This is a genomic window from Pusillimonas noertemannii, from assembly GCF_003096595.1.
GTDB lineage: Bacteria > Pseudomonadota > Gammaproteobacteria > Burkholderiales > Burkholderiaceae_B > Pusillimonas > Pusillimonas noertemannii.
Window position 1 is genome coordinate 16,133 of the sequence record NZ_QEKO01000008.1, and the last position, 16,451, is coordinate 32,583.

The following is a 16,451-nucleotide window of genomic DNA, read 5'->3' on the forward strand; positions in this document are numbered from 1 at the left end:
GAAAAACACCATGGCAATCACAGAAGTTCTCGTACCGCAGCTTTCCGAATCCATCTCCGAAGCCACGCTGCTCAACTGGAAGAAGCAGCCTGGCGAAGCCGTCGAGGTCGATGAAATTCTCATCGAGGTCGAAACCGACAAGGTCGTGCTCGAAGTGCCCGCGCCCGCCGCCGGCGTCCTCAGCGAAATCGTCAAGGCCGACGGCAGCACCGTCACGTCGGGCGAGGTGCTGGCCCGCATCGACACCGAAGCCAAGGCCAGCGCGGCTCCCGCTGCCGCGGCGCCCGCTCCTGAAGCGGCGCCTGCGCCCCAGGCCGCCGCGCCCGCGGCCGCTTCGGCGCCGGCTTCGGCCATCGCTTCGCCCGCCGCCGGCAAGATCCTGGCCGAGAAAGGCATCGATCCCTCCGGCGTCGAAGGCTCCGGCCGCGGCGGCCGCATCACCAAGGGCGACGCCCTGTCGGCTGAATCCGCTCCCAAGAAGGCCGCGGCAGCGCCCGCCGCCGCGCCCACGCTGTCGCTCGACGGCCGTCCCGAGCAGCGCGTTCCCATGAGCCGCCTGCGCGCCCGGGTGGCCGAGCGCCTGCTGCAGTCGCAGTCTGAAAACGCCATTCTTACCACCTTCAACGAAGTCAACATGCAGGGCATCCTCGACCTGCGGGCCCGCTACAAAGACAAGTTCGAGAAAGAGCACGGCGTCAAGCTGGGCTTCACTTCCTTCTTCGTCAAGGCCGCAGTCGCCGCCCTCAAGAAGTATCCCGTCGTCAACGCGTCGGTCGATGGCAAAGACATCATCTACCACGGCTACTTCGACATCGGCATCGCCGTGGGCAGCCCGCGCGGCCTGGTGGTGCCCATCCTGCGCAACGCCGACCAGCTTTCCATCGCCGAAATCGAGAAGCAGATCGCCGACTTCGGCGCCCGCGCCCGCGACGGCAAGCTTACCCTCGAAGAGCTGACCGGCGGCACGTTCTCCATCTCGAACGGCGGCGTCTTCGGCTCCATGCTGTCCACGCCCATCATCAACCCGCCCCAGTCGGCCATCCTGGGCATTCATGCCACCAAGGATCGCGCCGTGGTCGAAAACGGCCAGATCGTCATCCGTCCGATGAACTACCTGGCCCTGTCCTACGACCACCGCATCATCGACGGCCGCGAAGCCGTGCTGTCACTGGTCGCCATGAAGGAAGCCCTGGAAGATCCCCAGCGCCTGCTGCTGGACGTCTGATTCCAGGCTTGCATACATGACCCTCCGCGAGCCCCGTCCAACGCGCCGACACCCGCGTCGGCCGGGGCGCCTTCTTTGGGCGGCCATCGCGTTTCGCCGGCCGCGCGGCACGGGTCTTCTTCCATCATCGAGGCGCACGGGCCGTGCGCATCCTCTTTCATCGAGTACACAAAATGGCTAAACAATTCGACGTAGTGGTAATCGGAGCCGGTCCCGGAGGCTATATCGCCGCCATTCGGGCCGCGCAGCTGGGCATGTCGGTGGCGTGCATCGACGCATGGTCCACGGCCGACGGCAAGCCGGCCCCGGGCGGCACCTGCACCAACGTGGGCTGCATTCCGTCCAAGGCGCTGCTGCAATCGTCCGAGCACTACGAGCAGGCGGCCACGCATTTCTCCGAGCACGGCATCGAAGTCAAGGGCCTGGGCCTGAAGCTCGACACGCTCATCGGCCGCAAGGATTCGGTCGTCAAGCAGAACAACGAAGGCATTCTTTACCTGTTCAAGAAGAACAAGGTCACCTTCTTCCACGGCACCGGCTCGTTCGTGGCGCAAGTCGACGGCGGCTGGTCGATCAAGGTGTCGGGCACCTCCGACGAAGACCTGGTCGCCAAGCATGTCGTCGTCGCCACCGGCTCGTCGCCGCGCGCGCTTCCGGGCCTGCCGTTCGACGAGAAAAAAATTCTTTCCAACGACGGCGCGCTGCGCATTCCCGCAGTTCCCAAGAAACTGGGCGTCATTGGGGCGGGCGTCATCGGCCTTGAACTGGGCAGCGTCTGGCGCCGCCTGGGCGCCGAAGTCACCATCCTTGAAGCCATGCCTGATTTCCTGGCCGTGGCCGACCAGCAGGTCTCCAAAGAGGCGCTCAAGGCGTTCAACAAGCAGGGCCTCAAGATACAGACCGGTGTCAAGATCGGCGAGGTCAAGGCCACGGCCAAGACGGTTACCGTGCCCTATACCGATGCGTCCGGCGCCGAGCAGTCCCTGGCCGTCGACCATCTCATCGTCTCCATCGGCCGCGTGCCGCACACCGAAGGCCTGGGTGTCGAGACCGTTGGCCTGAAGCTCGACGAGCGTGGTTTCGTCGTGGTCGACGACGACTGCCGCACCAACCTTACCAATGTCTGGGCCGTGGGCGATGTGGTGCGCGGGCCCATGCTTGCGCACAAGGCCGAAGAAGAGGGCGTTGCCGTGGCCGAGCATATCGCCGGCCAGCACGGCCATGTCAATTACGCGGTCATTCCCAGCGTCATCTACACCTCGCCCGAGATCGCCTGGGTGGGCCGCAGCGAGCAACAGCTCAAGACTGCCGGGGTCGAGTACAAGGCGGGCAGCTTCCCGTTCCTGGCCAATGGCCGTGCACGCGCCCTGGGCGACACCACCGGCTTCGTCAAGGTGCTGGCCGATGCCAAGACGGACGAAGTGCTGGGCGTGCACATCGTCGGCCCCATGGCCTCCGAGCTGATCTCCGAAGCGGTTACCATCATGGAGTTCCGCGGCGCCGCCGAAGACATCGCGCGCATCTGCCACGCCCACCCGACCTTGTCCGAAGCCATGAAGGAAGCCGCGCTGGCCGTCGACAAGCGCACGCTCAACTTCTGATAGACGGCTTGGCTTGCCGGGCGCCGAGCCTTGGGGCGGCCCGGCGGTAAAAAGAAAAGGGGGCGTCTTGCCCCCTTTTCATCTTATGGATCCAGTGGTGCATGAACGTTCGTGACTATTATCATCAGGCGCTCGAAGAGCGGGGCTACCAGCCTGATGAGGCGCAGCTGGCGGCGATAGACCGCCTGCAGGCGTTCTATGACGAGTGGGTGCTGTACAAGCAGGCGCGCTCGTCTCCCCTGCGCAAGCTGTTCAAGCGGCCGGACATACCCCGCGGGGTTTACATGTGGGGCGGCGTAGGCAGGGGCAAGAGCTTCCTCATGGACGCCTTCTACCAGACGGTGCCGCTCAAGCGCAAGGCGCGCCTGCATTTTCACGAATTCATGCGGGGCGTGCATCGCGAGTTGGGCGAGGTCAAGGGCCGGGCCGATCCGCTGGACGAAGTCGCGCGGCGCATTGCCAAGCGCTATCGGCTGATATGTTTCGACGAGTTCCACGTTTCCGACGTGGCCGATGCCATGATCCTGTATCGGCTGCTGCTCAAGCTGTTCGAGAACGGCACCTCGTTTGTCATGACGTCCAACTACGAACCCTCGGGGCTGTATCCCGACGGCCTGCACCGCGACCGCATCCTGCCGGCGATCAAGCTGATCTACGACCGGCTGGACGTCATGAACGTCGACACGGGCGTTGATTACCGGCGCCGCACGCTCGAGCAGGTGCCCATGTACCTGACTCCCATACGCGCCGACACCAACCAGCAGCTACGCGCCATCTTCGATCGCCTGGCCGACACGGCGGCGCTCAAGCCGGTGCTTACCGTCGAGAACCGCGAGCTGCACGCCATTGCGCTGAGCGGTACTGTAGTGTGGTTCGACTTCGCCACTTTATGCGAGGGGCCCCGCTCGCAAAACGACTACCTCGACCTGGCCAGCCGTTTCCAGGCCATCATTTTGTCGGACGTGCCCCGCATGGAGCCGCGCCATGCCTCGGCGGCGCGGCGCTTTACCTGGCTCATCGACGTGTTTTACGACCACAAGGTCAAACTGGTGATGTCGGCCGAGTGCCCGGCCGACGAGCTATATACTGATGGCCCGATGTCCAACGAATTCCATCGCACGGTATCGCGCATCGTCGAAATGCAATCGCGCGAATACCTCGAGTCCGAACGCCGCGCCGCGGCCGACCTGTAAACCCTGAAAGCCACACCCATGACTACCCGCGTATTGACCGGCATCACCACTTCTGGAACCCCGCACCTGGGCAATTATGCCGGCGCCATCCGTCCTTCGATCGAAGCCAGCCTCCGCCCCGATGTCGACGCCTTTTACTTCATGGCCGACTATCATGCGCTGATCAAGTGCGATGATCCGCAACGCGTGGCGCGCTCGCGGCTCGAAATCGCGGCCACCTGGCTTGCGGCGGGCCTTGACCCCGAGAAGGTCACCTTCTACCGCCAGTCGGACATCCCCGAAATACCCGAGTTGTGCTGGATGCTCAGCTGCGTCACCGCCAAGGGCCTGATGAACCGCGCCCACGCCTACAAGGCTTCGGTGGACCAGAACACCGACAAGGGCGTGGACGCCGACGACGGCGTCACCATGGGGCTGTTTTCCTACCCCGTGCTCATGGCGGCCGACATCCTGATGTTCAATGCCCATAAGGTTCCCGTGGGCCGCGACCAGATCCAGCATCTGGAAATGGCGCGCGACATTGCCCAGCGCTTCAACCACCTGTATGGAGGCGGCCAGGATTTCTTCGTGCTGCCCGAAGTGCAGATCGACGACGAAGTGGCCACGCTTCCGGGCCTGGACGGACGCAAGATGTCCAAGAGCTACGACAATACGATTCCGCTCTTTGAAGGCGGCGCCAAGGCCACGCGGGCGGCCGTCATGCGCATCGTTACCGACTCTCGCCAGCCCGGCGAGCCCAAAGATGCTGAAGGCTCGCATCTTTACACCATCTATCGCGCCTTCGCCCGGCCCGAGCAAAGCGCGCAGTTCCGGCGCGCGCTTGAAGAGGGGCTGGGCTGGGGCGAAGCCAAGGAACAGTTGTTCGCCCTTATCGAGGACGAGCTCGGCCCCATGCGCGAGCGCTACGATGCGCTTATGGCCAGCCCGGAGCGTATTGAAGAAATACTCCAGGCCGGAGCGCTGAAGGCTCGCGCGCTGGCCACGCCGCTGATGGAGCGCCTGCGCGAGGCGGTGGGCCTGCGCAGCCCGCTGGCCGCCGCGGCGCCGAAAAGCGCCGCCGCCAAGCCGGCCGCCAAAAAAGCGCGCTTCGTCAGCTTCCGCGGCGAAGACGGAGGCTTCCGTTTCCGGCTTCAGGCCGCGGGGGGCAACGAGGTGTTTCTTTCCGAGTCCTTCGACAACCCGCAGTCGGCGGGCATGATGATCAAGCGCCTGCAGCAGGGTCTGCCTGAAGACGCCCTGCAGGCTCGCGGCGGGTCGATCGAACTGATCATGGACGGGGTGCTGGTATGCCGCTTGCCCGAGTCTGAACTGCCCGCGCTGCGCGCGGCTTTGTCCGAACTCTGATCGCTCTCGCTACGCCAGCCCCGGGCTTGCGGCGGCAGCCACGGTACCGGCGCTGCGGCATTGACGCCGCCGCGGCGCTTCAGTCAGAGCAGGGTTGGGCGTAGATGTCCAGTTCCTGGCACAGCGCCATTATTTGCGCCACGCTGTCGCGCAATACCAGCACGGCCTGGAAGTCGTGCGTGTAGCTTTGCCCGAATTCGATCAGGCGGTATTTGGGATGATGGGCGAGCAGTTGCGCATCGAGCCATGAAAAATAATCGGCGACGGTCTCGAACTGGTTGTCGTCGTAGGGGTAGTCCGGCAGCGTGGGCGTCTCGAATGCGGCGATGATCTGCTCGTGCAGCTCGTCCACCGTGTCGGAAACGGCGAAATAGTCTTCGAGCTCGGTGAAAATCACAAAGGCCGTGACGCCGGCCGGGTCGTATCGGGCTACCTGCGCGGCATCGTCGCCATAGTTTTCGGCCAGGACGCGATCAGGTTCGCGCCGGGCCTGCACGCACAGCGCAACAATGCCCTCGATCTCGTGCTCGTCCAGGTCGTGGCAACTGAGCAGCTCGACCAGGGTGGCGAGCTTGTGCTGGACTTCATCCTGTTCCATGAACCCCCCCTTTGTGATGCTTTTGCTAATGGCCTTGGCGTTGCGCGGGAACGGAGTCAGCGCTTGAGCTTGGCGAACGCCGCCGCCATGGCGCCCATCGATTGGCCAGCCTCGGCGCGGCCCGCCCGGGGCTGGCCTGCACCGCGGGGACGATCGCTGCCGGCGTTGCCGCCACGCCGTGCTGCGGGCGCGGCATCGTCGTCCAGGCGCATGGTGAGGCCGACGCGCTTGCGGGCGATGTCGACCTCTTGCACCTTGACCTTGACTGTCTGGCCGACTCGCACCACGTCGCGCGGATCCTTGACAAAGCGATCGGCCAGCGCCGAGATATGCACCAGGCCGTCCTGATGCACGCCGATGTCGACAAAGGCGCCGAAGTTGGCCACGTTGGTGACCACGCCTTCGAGAATCATGCCTTCGTGCAGATCGTTGAGTGTATTGACGCCTTCCTTGAACTGAGCCGTCTGGAATTCCGGGCGCGGGTCGCGGCCGGGCTTTTCAAGCTCGGCGAAGATGTCGCGCACCGTGGGCAGGCCGAAGCGCTCGTCGGTGAACTCTGAGGGCGACACCCCTTTCAGGGCGGCCTGCTTGCCCATGACCTGGCTGACGTCGGCGCTTATTTTCTTCAGGATGCGTTCGACCACGGGATAAGCCTCGGGGTGAACGGCGGAAGCGTCCAGCGGGTTGTCGCCATTGGCGACGCGCAGGAAGCCCGCAGCCTGTTCGAAGGCCTTGTCGCCAAAGCGCGTAACCTTCATCAGCATCTTGCGGTTGGCGAAAGCGCCGTTTTCGTCGCGCCAGGCGACGATATTGCGTGCAAGCAGGGAGTTCAGCCCCGAGACCCGGCTGAGCAAGGCGGCCGAGGCGGTGTTGACATCGACGCCCACGGCATTGACGCAGTCTTCGATGACGGCGTCGAGCGAGCGCGCCAGCTCGCGCTGGTTGACGTCGTGCTGGTACTGGCCCACGCCGATGGCCTTGGGCTCGATCTTGACGAGTTCGGCCAAGGGATCTTGCAAGCGGCGGGCGATGGAGACCGCGCCGCGCAGGCTGACGTCCAGGTCGGGGAATTCTTGCGCAGCCAGTTCAGAGGCCGAATACACCGATGCGCCGGCTTCGGAGACCACGACGCGGGTAAGCTCGAGCTGGGGAAAGGCCTGCAGCATGTCGCCCACCAGCTTCTCGGTTTCGCGCGAGGCGGTGCCGTTGCCGATGGCAACGAGTTCGACGCGATGCCGCGTGGCCAGCGCCGCCAGGGTCTTGATGGAGCCTTCGCGGTCGCGCCTGGGCTCAAAGGGGTAGACGGTGGCCGTATCGAGCACCTTGCCGGTGTGGTCGATGACGGCAACCTTGACGCCGGTGCGTATGCCCGGGTCCAGACCCATGACCGCCTTGGGGCCGGCGGGGGCCGCCAGCAGCAGGTCTTTCAGGTTGGCGGCGAACACGCGTATGGCCTCGGCCTCGGCGTTTTCGCGCAGGCGGCCGATGAGCTCGGTCTCGAAGGCGGTAAGCAGCTTCACGCGCCATGTCCAGCGGCACACTTCGGCCAGCCAGCGCCTGCGGGGCGGGGCGTCGGCCGAGAAATCGACATCGAGGCCCAGACGCTGTGCGATGCGGGCAACGCAGGGGTGGGGCGTTTGCGCTTCAAGCTCGGCTTCCAGGCCCAGGCGCAGTTCGAGCATGCCTTGCTGCCGCCCGCGCAGCAGGGCGAGCACCCGATGAGAAGGCAGGGTGCGCAGCGTTTCGCTGAAATCGAACCAGTCGCGAAAATTGGCGCCTTCGGCCTCTTTGCCATCGGCGACCTTGGAGTACAGCCTGCCGGTGTTCCACAGGTGTTCGCGCAGATCGGCCAGCAGATCGGCGTCTTCGGCATAGCGCTCGGCAAGAATGTCGCGCGCGCCGTCCAGCGCCGCCTTGGCGTCATTGATGGACGCTTCGGGGTTGAGGTACTGGGCCGCCAGTGCGGCGGGATCGCAATCAGGGTCGGCTACAATGGCATCTGCCAGGGGCTCCAGCCCCGCTTCCCGGGCAATCTGCGCGCGCGTCCGGCGTTTGGGCTTATAGGGCGCATAAAGGTCTTCCAGGCGCTGCTTGGTGTCGGCGGCGCGTATCTCGCGGGCCAGCCCTTCGCTCAGCTTGCCCTGCTGTTCGATGGATTCCAGCACCGCCGCGCGCCGTTCTTCGAGTTCTCGTACGTAGATAAGGCGCACTTCAAGGTTGCGCAGCACCGTGTCGTCGAGGCCGCCCGTGGCTTCCTTGCGGTAGCGGGCAATGAAGGGCACCGTGGCGCCCCCGTCCAGCAGCTCGACGGCCGCGGCCACCTGGGGCGGCTTGGCGCCCAGTTCGTGGGCGAGCAGTGCGATGATGTGTTCGGGTTTGCCCTGGGCGGATGCGTCGGGCAAGAGTGCTGCGGAAGTACGAGTCATGGCCAATCTGAAAAACAGGTTCAAGCGGGGCATTTTGCCACAAGGTACGTCACGACCGGGAGACTGCCGGGTATTATCCGCTGTGAGCCAAGCAAATATTGTAAAGAAGCGTTCCCGATGCTGTCGCAAGAGCTGACCGAAATTTTCTCCGAGCAGGGCCCCATCGCCTTGAAGGTCGAGGGCTACAGGCCACGCCAGGCCCAATTGGAACTGGCCCAGGCCATAGGCCAGGCCCTGCACGACCATGCAACCCTTATCGCCGAAGCCGGTACGGGCACGGGCAAGACATGGGCCTACCTGGTGCCCGCATTTCTAAGCAATGCGAAGGTGCTGGTGTCAACCGGCACGCGCACCCTGCAAGACCAGCTTTTTCGTCGCGATCTGCCCAGACTGCGCGAGGCATTGGCGCTGCCCATCAACGTGGCCCTGCTGAAGGGGCGCGGCAACTACGTCTGCCACTATCACCTGCAGCGCCTGTCGGGCGACGATCGCGCCCTGAAGTCGCGCGCCGAGGTGGGCCAATTGCGCCAGATACAGGTATTTGCGCAAAAATCGCGCACGGGCGACAGGGCGGAGCTGGCTGAGATCCCTGAAGAAGCCGATATCTGGAGCCGGGTTACATCGACGCGCGAAAACTGCCTGGGCCAGGAATGCCCGCATGTGCGCGACTGCTTCGTGCTCAAGGCGCGGCGCCAGGCCCAGGAGGCCGACCTGGTGGTGGTCAATCATGCGCTCTTCATGGCCGACCTGGCCTTGCGCGAAGAAGGCATCACCGACCTGTTGCCCTCGGTCGACATGGTGGTTTTCGACGAGGCGCATCAGCTTCCCGACATCGCCACCCGCTTCCTGGGCGTCAGCGTATCGTCGCATCAATTGCTCGATCTGGCGCGCACCATCGAGGCCACGGGCCTGGCGCACGCCCGCGAGGCGACCAACTGGAGCGAGGCCGGCAAGGCTGTGGAGCAGGGCGCGCGGGCATTGCGCCTGGCCGCGGCGCCGCTGGACCGCGTGCCGGGCCGCAAGGCCACCTTCGACGCGCTGCCCAATGCGGAAGAGTTCGACGCAGAGCTGGGCAAGCTGCTGCAGGCCATGGACACCGCCTGCGGCCTGCTGCAGGCGGTATCGGACAAACACCCCGACCTGGCTGCCGCGGCCAACACCTGCCTGGAGTTGCGCGCCCGCCTGTTCCAATGGAGCCAGCCCGATCGCCAGGGCCACAATGCCCTGCAGGCCGATCCCTCTGCCGACGAGCCGGCCGTGCGTTGGGTAGAAGCCGGCACCCATTATCTAAGGCTGCATAGCGCGCCCCTGTCGGTGGCGCGCATTTTTTCCCGCTATCGGCGGCCCGACCAGACATGGATCATGACTTCCGCCACCTTGTCCGTGCATGGCGATTTCGGGCATTTCCAGCGCCAGCTGGGCTTGTGGGACGCGCAGACCCTGCGATGGGAGTCCCCCTTTGATTACTCCACGCAGGGCCTGCTGCTGGTGCCCCAGGGCCTGCCGCTGCCCAGCCATCCCAATTTCAACCAGAAGTTCGTCGACGTACTCGCCCCCCTGATCGAGGCGACGCCGGGCGGCACGCTGGTTTTATGCACCACGTTGCGTGCGGTGGACCGCATTGCCGAGCTGCTGGAAGAGCGCTTCGAAGAGCGGGGAATAGAGCGGCTTTTGCTCAAGCAGGGCGACAGTTCACGCCGTGCCTTGCTCGAGCGCTTCCGGACCGGCGGCGATGCCGTGCTGGTGGGCAGTGCCAGCTTCTGGGAAGGCATCGACGTTCCGGGCGACGCGCTGACGCTGGTGGCCATCGACAAGCTGCCGTTCGCACCGCCCGACGACCCAGTGCTGGAGGCGCGCCTGAACCAGTGCCGCAACAATGGCGGCAACCCTTTCATGGAGTACCAGGTGCCCGAAGCCGCCATCGCCCTCAAGCAGGGGGCGGGCCGGCTGATACGCTCGGAAACCGACTGGGGGGTATTGATGGTGGGCGACACACGCATCGTGGACAAGCCCTACGGGCGCCTGCTGTGGCGCGGCCTGCCGCCTTTCGCGCGCACCCGCGACCCGGCGCAGGCACTGGCGTTCTATGCGGCGCGCAAGCCGGCACCCACAATACCGCTGCTTTAGAACCAGTTCATTGGGTTCCAGCCGTTGACGGGTTCGTCAAGGCCTTGTTCGTAGTACTTGCTGTCGGGGTAGTTCTGGTCGAGCACGCGCTTGGCGTCGTCGCGCAGGTCGGTCAGATTAAGCTTGTCGTACGACAAGTACATGATATACAGCGCCTTTTCGGCCACGGGCACGCCCTGGAAGTCGGTGACCACGGTTTGCGCGCGGTTGGCCGCCGCCACGTAGGCCTTGCGTTCGTAGTAATACTGGGCGACATGCACCTCGTTCTGGGCCAGGGTGGTAACCAGCCAGGCAACACGCTTGCGGGCGTCTTCAGCGTAGCGGCTGTCGGGGTAGCGGTTGATCAGCTCGTTGAAGGCCTCGTACGATTCGCGCAGGCCCTTGGGATCGCGCTCGCTGGGATCTTGGCGGGTGATGCGGGAAAACACCGCGCTGGGGGGCGTGAAGGTGATGAGGCCCTTCAGGTACAGCATGTAGTCGGTGCCCGCATGATTGGGATACTGCTGCTGGAAGCGATCGATGGCGGCAAGCGCCTGTTCGGGTTCGTCGTCTTTCCAGTTGACGTAGGCCAGGTCCATCAGGGCCTGCTGGGCGTATCCGCCAAACGGATAGCGTGCCTCGACTGCTTCGAGCCGCGTGCGGGCCTCGTTCCAGTTTCCGTCGCTGATTTCGGTGCGTGCATCTTGGTAAAGGCGTTCGGCGCTCCATCCCGCGGTGGGGTCGACTTCGGACTTGAACGAGCCGCAGCCGGATACCGCCAGGACGACAGCCAGCGCACCCAGGGCGCGCGACCAGTGTTTCAGGCCGGAAAAGCGGGAAAATAGGGAGTCGGAGCGAATCACGAAATAGTCCTTGGTGTTAGCATGCAGTCAGATTATATGATTTGTCGCCATGCCTGACACAAATAGCGATCCAGACAGTTTAACTTCGCCGGAACCCCTGTGTTTCCGCCAGCCTTCCAAGGCTGTCCCAGAGCGCCTGGACAAGGTGCTGGCCAGGCTCATCCCCGAGCATTCCCGCAGCCGCCTGCAGGGCTGGATCGAAAGCGGCCACGTGCTGGTCAATGACGCCCAGGCGCGTGCCAAGCAACTGGTCGGCCCGGGTGATGAAATCACCGTGTGGCGCCAACAGCCGCCAGAGGCACTGGCCTTTGCGCCCGAACCCGTCGAATTCGGGATAGTAGACGAAAGTGCCGACTGGATCGTGGTTTTCAAGCCGGCCGGCCTGGTCACCCATCCGGGCGCGGGCAACTGGAGCGGCACGCTGCTCAATGGCCTGCTCCATCGTTTTCCCGAGCTCGCCCAAGTGGCGCGGGCGGGCATCGTGCATCGGCTCGACAAAGACACTTCTGGCCTGCTGGTGGTAGCGCGGCACGAGCGGGCCCAGACCCATCTTGTCCGGCAGTTGCAGGCCCGCAGCGTCAGCCGCGAGTACATTGCCCTGGTGCATGGCGTGCTGCGCGCCGCCGGCACCGTCGATCAAGCCATCGGACGTGATGCGCGGGTGCCGGTGCGCATGTCCACCGACCGGCCCATTGCGCCCAAGCAGGCGATTACCCATTACGAGCCGAAGCGGGTGGGGCGCCTGCCCGCGGGTGCGCCGGTTACTGAAGTGGTCTGTCGCCTTGAAACCGGCCGTACCCACCAGATCCGTGTTCACATGGCCAGCCTGCGGCATCCGCTCGTCGCCGACGTGCTGTACGGCGGCAAGACGTCGCCGGGCATGCAGCGGCAGATGCTGCATGCCCGCGCGCTAAGCTTCGATGATCCGGGGTCTGGCCGCCGCCTTTCCTTTGCCGCCGAACTGCCTGCCGACTTTGCCGCCGCCCTCGAGGAAATCGAATGGGAATCGTGAACTGGCAAGGCATGCCTGTAGCCACGGGAGACGAATGGCCGGGGCTGGGCTATTTCACCACCTTGCGCTTGAGCAAACCGGAAGGCGCCGAAGGCCGGCCGGCGGCGGGCCACGCTGCCGGCGCCAGCGCGGCGCCCTACGACACCTTCAATCTGGGCGAGCACGTGGGCGACGAGGCGCGGGCGGTGGCGGTCAATCGCGAGCGGCTGGCATCGATGCTGCCCGATGCCCCTCTGTGGCTCAAGCAGGTGCATGGTGTCGACGTATTCGACGCCGATGCGGGTCCGAGCGGGGTGGCGCCGCCGGAAGCCGATGCGGCGATTACATCAGTTCGGGAGCGTGTGCTGTGCATCATGACGGCCGACTGCCTGCCGGTCGTGCTTTGCGATCTGCGCGGGTCGGTGCTGGGGGTCGCGCACGCGGGCTGGCGCGGACTGGCGGGGGGCGTGCTCGAGAACACACTGGCGGCCGTGCAAGCAAGGGCACCGGCCGATTCGCGCTGGCGAGCCTGGGTGGGCCCCGCCATCGGCCAGCAGGCGTTCGAAGTGGGCGAAGACGTGCGCTCGGCTTTCGTCGGGCCCGATGCCGCGGCCGCGCGGTTTTTTGCGCCGGGCCGCCCCGGCAAGTGGCAGGCCGACCTTGCGGGGCTGGCCGAGCACCGCCTCAAGCGTGCCGGCGTTCACCAAGTGCAGGCCAGCGGCCTTTGCACCCATGCGCGCGCCGACTTGTTTTATTCGTATCGCCGCGATGGCCCGACCGGCCGCATGGCGACGGTCGCCTGGCTGGCGGACAAATAGCCTACCTGCTTCGTCTTTCAGTTGTACGCCCGGGCAGCACGTCAAACCCTAGCGACTTACCCTGATTGACAGTGCCTTTATTGCAGGACAACATTCAGCCAAAGAGTTTTGTGTAGGATCTGCAATGCAAGCCCCGTCTTCACCTGAATGGCCTGTCCCGGTCAGCGTCTCGCCCGACAAGCTGGCCAGCATTCAGGCAGAGTTCTCCAAAGGCTGGGCCGACATGCTCTTCCAGGCTCAGCAGGGCACGCTGGCGCCACCGCCCGACCGGCGATTCAAGGGCAACGCCTGGGCATCCAACCCTTCCAGCCTCGTCATGGCCCATGCCTACCTGCTGTCGGGCAAGGCCATACAGCAAATGGTCGATGCGGTACCGTTGCCCGAGCGCGCACGCGACCGGCTGCGCTTCAGCTGCATGCAGTGGGTCGAAGCCATGTCGCCATCCAACTTTCTGGCCACCAACCCCGAAGCGCAGCAGCGCATGCTCGACAGCGGGGGCGAATCGCTGTGCGCCGGCCTGAACTGCCTGTGGGCCGACATACAGAAAGGGCGCATCACGCAAACCGACGAATCCCGTTTCGTGGTGGGCCGCGACCTGGCCCTCACCCCGGGGCAGGTGGTCCATGAAAACCGGCTCATGCAGCTTATCCAATATGCGCCGCTTACCGACACGGTGCACCAGCGTCCCCTGCTGGTCGTACCGCCCTGCATCAACAAGTTCTACATACTCGATCTCCAGCCCCGCAATTCTTTCGTCCGGCACGCCGTCGAGCAGGGCTTCACGGTATTCATGGTGTCGTGGCGCAACCCCCAGGTAGGCGACGACGGCGACGTCGATACCGCCACGTGGTCCGACTATCTTCAGCAGGGCGTCCTCGAGGCGGTGCAAGCGGTGCGCGACATCAGCCGCCAAAAGCAGATCAACGCACTGGGTTTCTGCGTCGGCGGCACGCTGCTGGCGTCGGCGCTGGCGCTGGCCAAGGCGCGCGGCCAAGATCCCGTCGCCTCGCTCACGCTGCTTACCACGCTGCTCGATTTCACCGACACCGGGGTGCTCGATGTCTTCGTCGACGAATTCCACGCCCAGACACGCGAGCGCCAGCTCGGCAGCGGCGGCCTGATGTCCGCCCGCGAGCTGGCCACCACGTTTTCCTTCCTCAGGCCCAACGAGCTCGTCTGGAACTACGTCGTCGACAACTACCTCAAGGGCGAAGCCCCCCAGGCTTTCGATCTTCTGTTCTGGAACGCCGACGGAACCAATCTGCCGGGGCCTTTCTTCACCTGGTATTTTCGCAACGCCTATCTCGAAAACCGCCTCAAGTCTCCAGGCCACGTCAAGATCGACGACCAGGCCATCGACCTGGGCTCCCTGTCGATGCCCGCCTACATATACGGATCGCGCGAAGACCATATCGTGCCGTGGCGTTCGGCCTATGCCAGCACGGCCTTGCTGCGCGGCCCCATGCGCTTCGTGCTCGGCGCCTCCGGCCACATTGCCGGCGTCATCAATCCACCCTCGCAGGGCCGGCGCAGCTATTGGGCGGCATCGGGCACGGTTCCCCATCCCGACATGCCGGGCGATCCCGACCTTTGGCAGTCCCACGCAACCGAGCATCCGGGCAGCTGGTGGCCCGACTGGACACACTGGCTCGCCGGGCACTCGGGGCCGCGCAAGAAGGCGCCGGGCAAGCTTGGCAACGCCCGCCACACGCCCATCGAGCCGGCGCCGGGGCGTTACGTAACGGTGCGATCGCAATAGCGGCCATCGTGCCACAGCGTGGGCCCACAAGAATTGTTCGCGTCAAGGAGAAGCAAAATGAGCGGTAAACTGGCTTACGTCACAGGCGGCATGGGGGGCATCGGCACATCCATATGCCAACGCCTGGCCAAAGAAGGCTATACGGTCGTGGCAGGATGCGGCCCAAGCCGCGATTATCAACAGTGGCTCGGCGAACAGGTCGCTTTGGGATACAAGTTTCACGCCTCGGTGGGCAATGTGTCCGACTGGGATTCCACCGTGGCGGCCTTCGAAAAAGTCCGGGCCGAGCACGGGCCCGTATCGGTACTGGTCAATAACGCGGGCATCACGCGCGACGGCCTTTTTCGCAAAATGAGCCAGGACGACTGGCGCGCCGTCATCGACACCAATCTCAACAGCCTGTTCAACGTCACCAAGCAGGTCATCGAGGGTATGATAGAAAACCAGTGGGGGCGCATCATCAACATCAGTTCGGTCAATGGCCAGAAGGGGCAATTCGGCCAGACCAACTACTCCACCGCCAAGGCGGGCATCCATGGCTTTACCATGGCGCTGGCCCAAGAGGTCGCAAGCAAGGGCGTTACGGTCAATACGATTTCGCCGGGCTACATCGGCACCGACATGGTGCGGGCCATCCGCCCCGACGTGCTCGAAAAAATCGTCAGCACCATTCCGGTCAAGCGGCTGGGCACGCCCGACGAGATCGGGTCGATGGTGGCCTGGCTGGCATCCGACGAGTCGGGTTTTGCCACCGGTGCAGACTTTTCCCTTAACGGCGGCCTGCACATGGGCTAAAGGCAACAGCAGACGCAGTGCCCGCAGGCAAAACCGCGCTCTGGCAGCGCGGCGCTTTCTTCAACCGTACTTCATTCGCATCCGCCCAGACAACCATGACGCAATCCCAGACGGCCAGCTCGCCGAGACTGATCAAAAAATATCCGAACCGCCGGCTCTACGATACAAAGACCAGCGCCTACATCACACTGGCTGATGTCAAGCAACTGGTGCTCGAGAACGAAGAGTTCCAGGTCGTCGACGCCAAAACGTCCGAAGATCTGACACGCAGCATTCTGCTGCAGATCATTCTCGAAGAAGAAAGCGGCGGGGTGCCCATTTTCTCGTCGATGGCGCTGCAGCAGATCATCCGCTTCTATGGCCATTCGATGCAGGGTGTGATGGGGTCTTTTCTTGACAAGAACATCCAGGCCTTCATGGAGATTCAAGAGCGCATGGCCGAGCAGTCCAAGGGCTTGTACGGAAGCCAGTTCGGGCCCGAGGCCTGGACCCAGTTCATGAACGTGCAGACGCCCATACTGCAGAACATGATGAACAACTACATCGACCAAAGCAAGAACCTGTTCGTTCAGATGCAGGACCAGATGCAGGACCAGACCCGGTCCATGTTCAGCGTGTTTCCCTTCCCGCCCGCCGCTTCCCCCGATACCGATAAAAAGAAGTAGCGGGCAGGGACCTGCCTGCCGCCTTTGCAACGGGCAATGCGGCGCCAGGCCTTAGGGTCCGGCAAAA

Annotated in this window: 13 protein-coding genes; 10 read left to right on the forward strand and 3 right to left on the reverse strand. The window is 64.3% G+C overall.

Annotated features, from left to right (window positions below; translation table 11 throughout):
• Positions 1 to 10: 10 nt before the first annotated feature.
• From odhB to C7440_RS17655, 4 genes are all read left to right on the forward strand, one after another.
• A complete protein-coding gene (gene odhB, locus C7440_RS17640) occupies positions 11 to 1,225 on the forward strand; it encodes a 2-oxoglutarate dehydrogenase complex dihydrolipoyllysine-residue succinyltransferase (RefSeq protein WP_017524229.1) in 1,215 nt (404 codons plus the stop codon).
• 173 nt (positions 1,226 to 1,398) lie between these two features.
• The gene (gene lpdA, locus C7440_RS17645; protein ID WP_116519398.1) at positions 1,399 to 2,826 is read left to right on the forward strand and encodes a dihydrolipoyl dehydrogenase; all 1,428 of its coding nucleotides are present in this window, start codon (positions 1,399 to 1,401) and stop codon (positions 2,824 to 2,826) included.
• Positions 2,827 to 2,927: 101 nt separating this feature from the next.
• Entirely contained in the window at positions 2,928 to 4,019 is a 1,092-nt protein-coding gene (gene zapE, locus C7440_RS17650; RefSeq protein ID WP_116519399.1) for a cell division protein ZapE, read from the forward strand.
• 18 nt (positions 4,020 to 4,037) lie between these two features.
• Positions 4,038 to 5,363: a tryptophan--tRNA ligase gene (locus C7440_RS17655; protein ID WP_116519400.1), complete on the forward strand. Its 1,326-nt coding sequence runs from the start codon at positions 4,038 to 4,040 to the stop codon at positions 5,361 to 5,363.
• Between the two features lie 79 nt (positions 5,364 to 5,442).
• Here the strand turns inward: C7440_RS17655 and C7440_RS17660 are convergent, their stop codons facing one another.
• Together C7440_RS17660 and tex are read right to left on the reverse strand one after the other, a co-directional pair.
• Complete coding sequence (locus tag C7440_RS17660; protein ID WP_116519401.1) at positions 5,443 to 5,961, reverse strand: hypothetical protein; 519 nt, start codon at positions 5,959 to 5,961, stop codon at positions 5,443 to 5,445.
• 56 nt (positions 5,962 to 6,017) lie between these two features.
• Positions 6,018 to 8,387, reverse strand: coding sequence for an RNA-binding transcriptional accessory protein Tex (tex, locus tag C7440_RS17665; RefSeq protein WP_116519436.1), 2,370 nt, complete (start codon positions 8,385 to 8,387; stop codon positions 6,018 to 6,020).
• Positions 8,388 to 8,504: 117 nt separating this feature from the next.
• On the opposite strand from tex, the gene yoaA reads away from it, so the two are divergent.
• Positions 8,505 to 10,514, forward strand: coding sequence for a DNA repair helicase YoaA (gene yoaA / locus C7440_RS17670; protein ID WP_017524235.1), 2,010 nt, complete (start codon positions 8,505 to 8,507; stop codon positions 10,512 to 10,514).
• Here yoaA and C7440_RS17675 read toward each other — a convergent pair.
• Entirely contained in the window at positions 10,511 to 11,317 is an 807-nt protein-coding gene (locus tag C7440_RS17675) for an outer membrane protein assembly factor BamD (protein ID WP_040548915.1), read from the reverse strand. The genes yoaA and C7440_RS17675 overlap by 4 nt on opposite strands.
• Before the next feature lie 88 nt (positions 11,318 to 11,405).
• On the opposite strand from C7440_RS17675, the gene C7440_RS17680 reads away from it, so the two are divergent.
• From C7440_RS17680 to phaR, 5 genes are all read left to right on the forward strand, one after another.
• Positions 11,406 to 12,368 (forward strand): RluA family pseudouridine synthase, encoded by a 963-nt coding sequence (locus C7440_RS17680; RefSeq protein ID WP_026067896.1) that lies wholly within the window; start codon positions 11,406 to 11,408, stop codon positions 12,366 to 12,368.
• A complete protein-coding gene (gene pgeF, locus C7440_RS17685; protein ID WP_017524238.1) occupies positions 12,356 to 13,165 on the forward strand; it encodes a peptidoglycan editing factor PgeF in 810 nt (269 codons plus the stop codon). The genes C7440_RS17680 and pgeF overlap by 13 nt, the downstream gene beginning before the upstream one ends.
• Positions 13,166 to 13,289: 124 nt before the next feature.
• Entirely contained in the window at positions 13,290 to 14,924 is a 1,635-nt protein-coding gene (phaC, locus tag C7440_RS17690; RefSeq protein ID WP_116519402.1) for a class I poly(R)-hydroxyalkanoic acid synthase, read from the forward strand.
• 57 nt (positions 14,925 to 14,981) lie between these two features.
• A complete protein-coding gene (phbB, locus tag C7440_RS17695) occupies positions 14,982 to 15,719 on the forward strand; it encodes an acetoacetyl-CoA reductase (RefSeq protein WP_017524240.1) in 738 nt (245 codons plus the stop codon).
• A 95-nt stretch (positions 15,720 to 15,814) separates the two neighbouring features.
• A complete protein-coding gene (gene phaR, locus C7440_RS17700) occupies positions 15,815 to 16,384 on the forward strand; it encodes a polyhydroxyalkanoate synthesis repressor PhaR (RefSeq protein WP_026067897.1) in 570 nt (189 codons plus the stop codon).
• Positions 16,385 to 16,451 lie beyond the last annotated feature (67 nt).

Excerpts from the sequence above, each read along its gene's own strand:
- lpdA (WP_116519398.1), top strand. The coding sequence starts at position 1,399 with ATGGCTAAACAATTCGACGTAGTGGTAATCGGAGCCGGTCCCGGAGGC.
- C7440_RS17655 (WP_116519400.1), top strand. The coding sequence starts at position 4,038 with ATGACTACCCGCGTATTGACCGGCATCACCACTTCTGGAACCCCGCAC.
- phaC (WP_116519402.1), top strand. The coding sequence starts at position 13,290 with ATGCAAGCCCCGTCTTCACCTGAATGGCCTGTCCCGGTCAGCGTCTCG.
- pgeF (WP_017524238.1), top strand. The coding sequence starts at position 12,356 with ATGGGAATCGTGAACTGGCAAGGCATGCCTGTAGCCACGGGAGACGAA.
- C7440_RS17660 (WP_116519401.1), bottom strand. The coding sequence starts at position 5,961 with ATGGAACAGGATGAAGTCCAGCACAAGCTCGCCACCCTGGTCGAGCTG.
- odhB (WP_017524229.1), top strand. The coding sequence starts at position 11 with ATGGCAATCACAGAAGTTCTCGTACCGCAGCTTTCCGAATCCATCTCC.
- tex (WP_116519436.1), bottom strand. The coding sequence starts at position 8,387 with ATGACTCGTACTTCCGCAGCACTCTTGCCCGACGCATCCGCCCAGGGC.
- yoaA (WP_017524235.1), top strand. The coding sequence starts at position 8,505 with ATGCTGTCGCAAGAGCTGACCGAAATTTTCTCCGAGCAGGGCCCCATC.
- zapE (WP_116519399.1), top strand. The coding sequence starts at position 2,928 with ATGAACGTTCGTGACTATTATCATCAGGCGCTCGAAGAGCGGGGCTAC.
- phbB (WP_017524240.1), top strand. The coding sequence starts at position 14,982 with ATGAGCGGTAAACTGGCTTACGTCACAGGCGGCATGGGGGGCATCGGC.
- phaR (WP_026067897.1), top strand. The coding sequence starts at position 15,815 with ATGACGCAATCCCAGACGGCCAGCTCGCCGAGACTGATCAAAAAATAT.
- C7440_RS17680 (WP_026067896.1), top strand. The coding sequence starts at position 11,406 with ATGCCTGACACAAATAGCGATCCAGACAGTTTAACTTCGCCGGAACCC.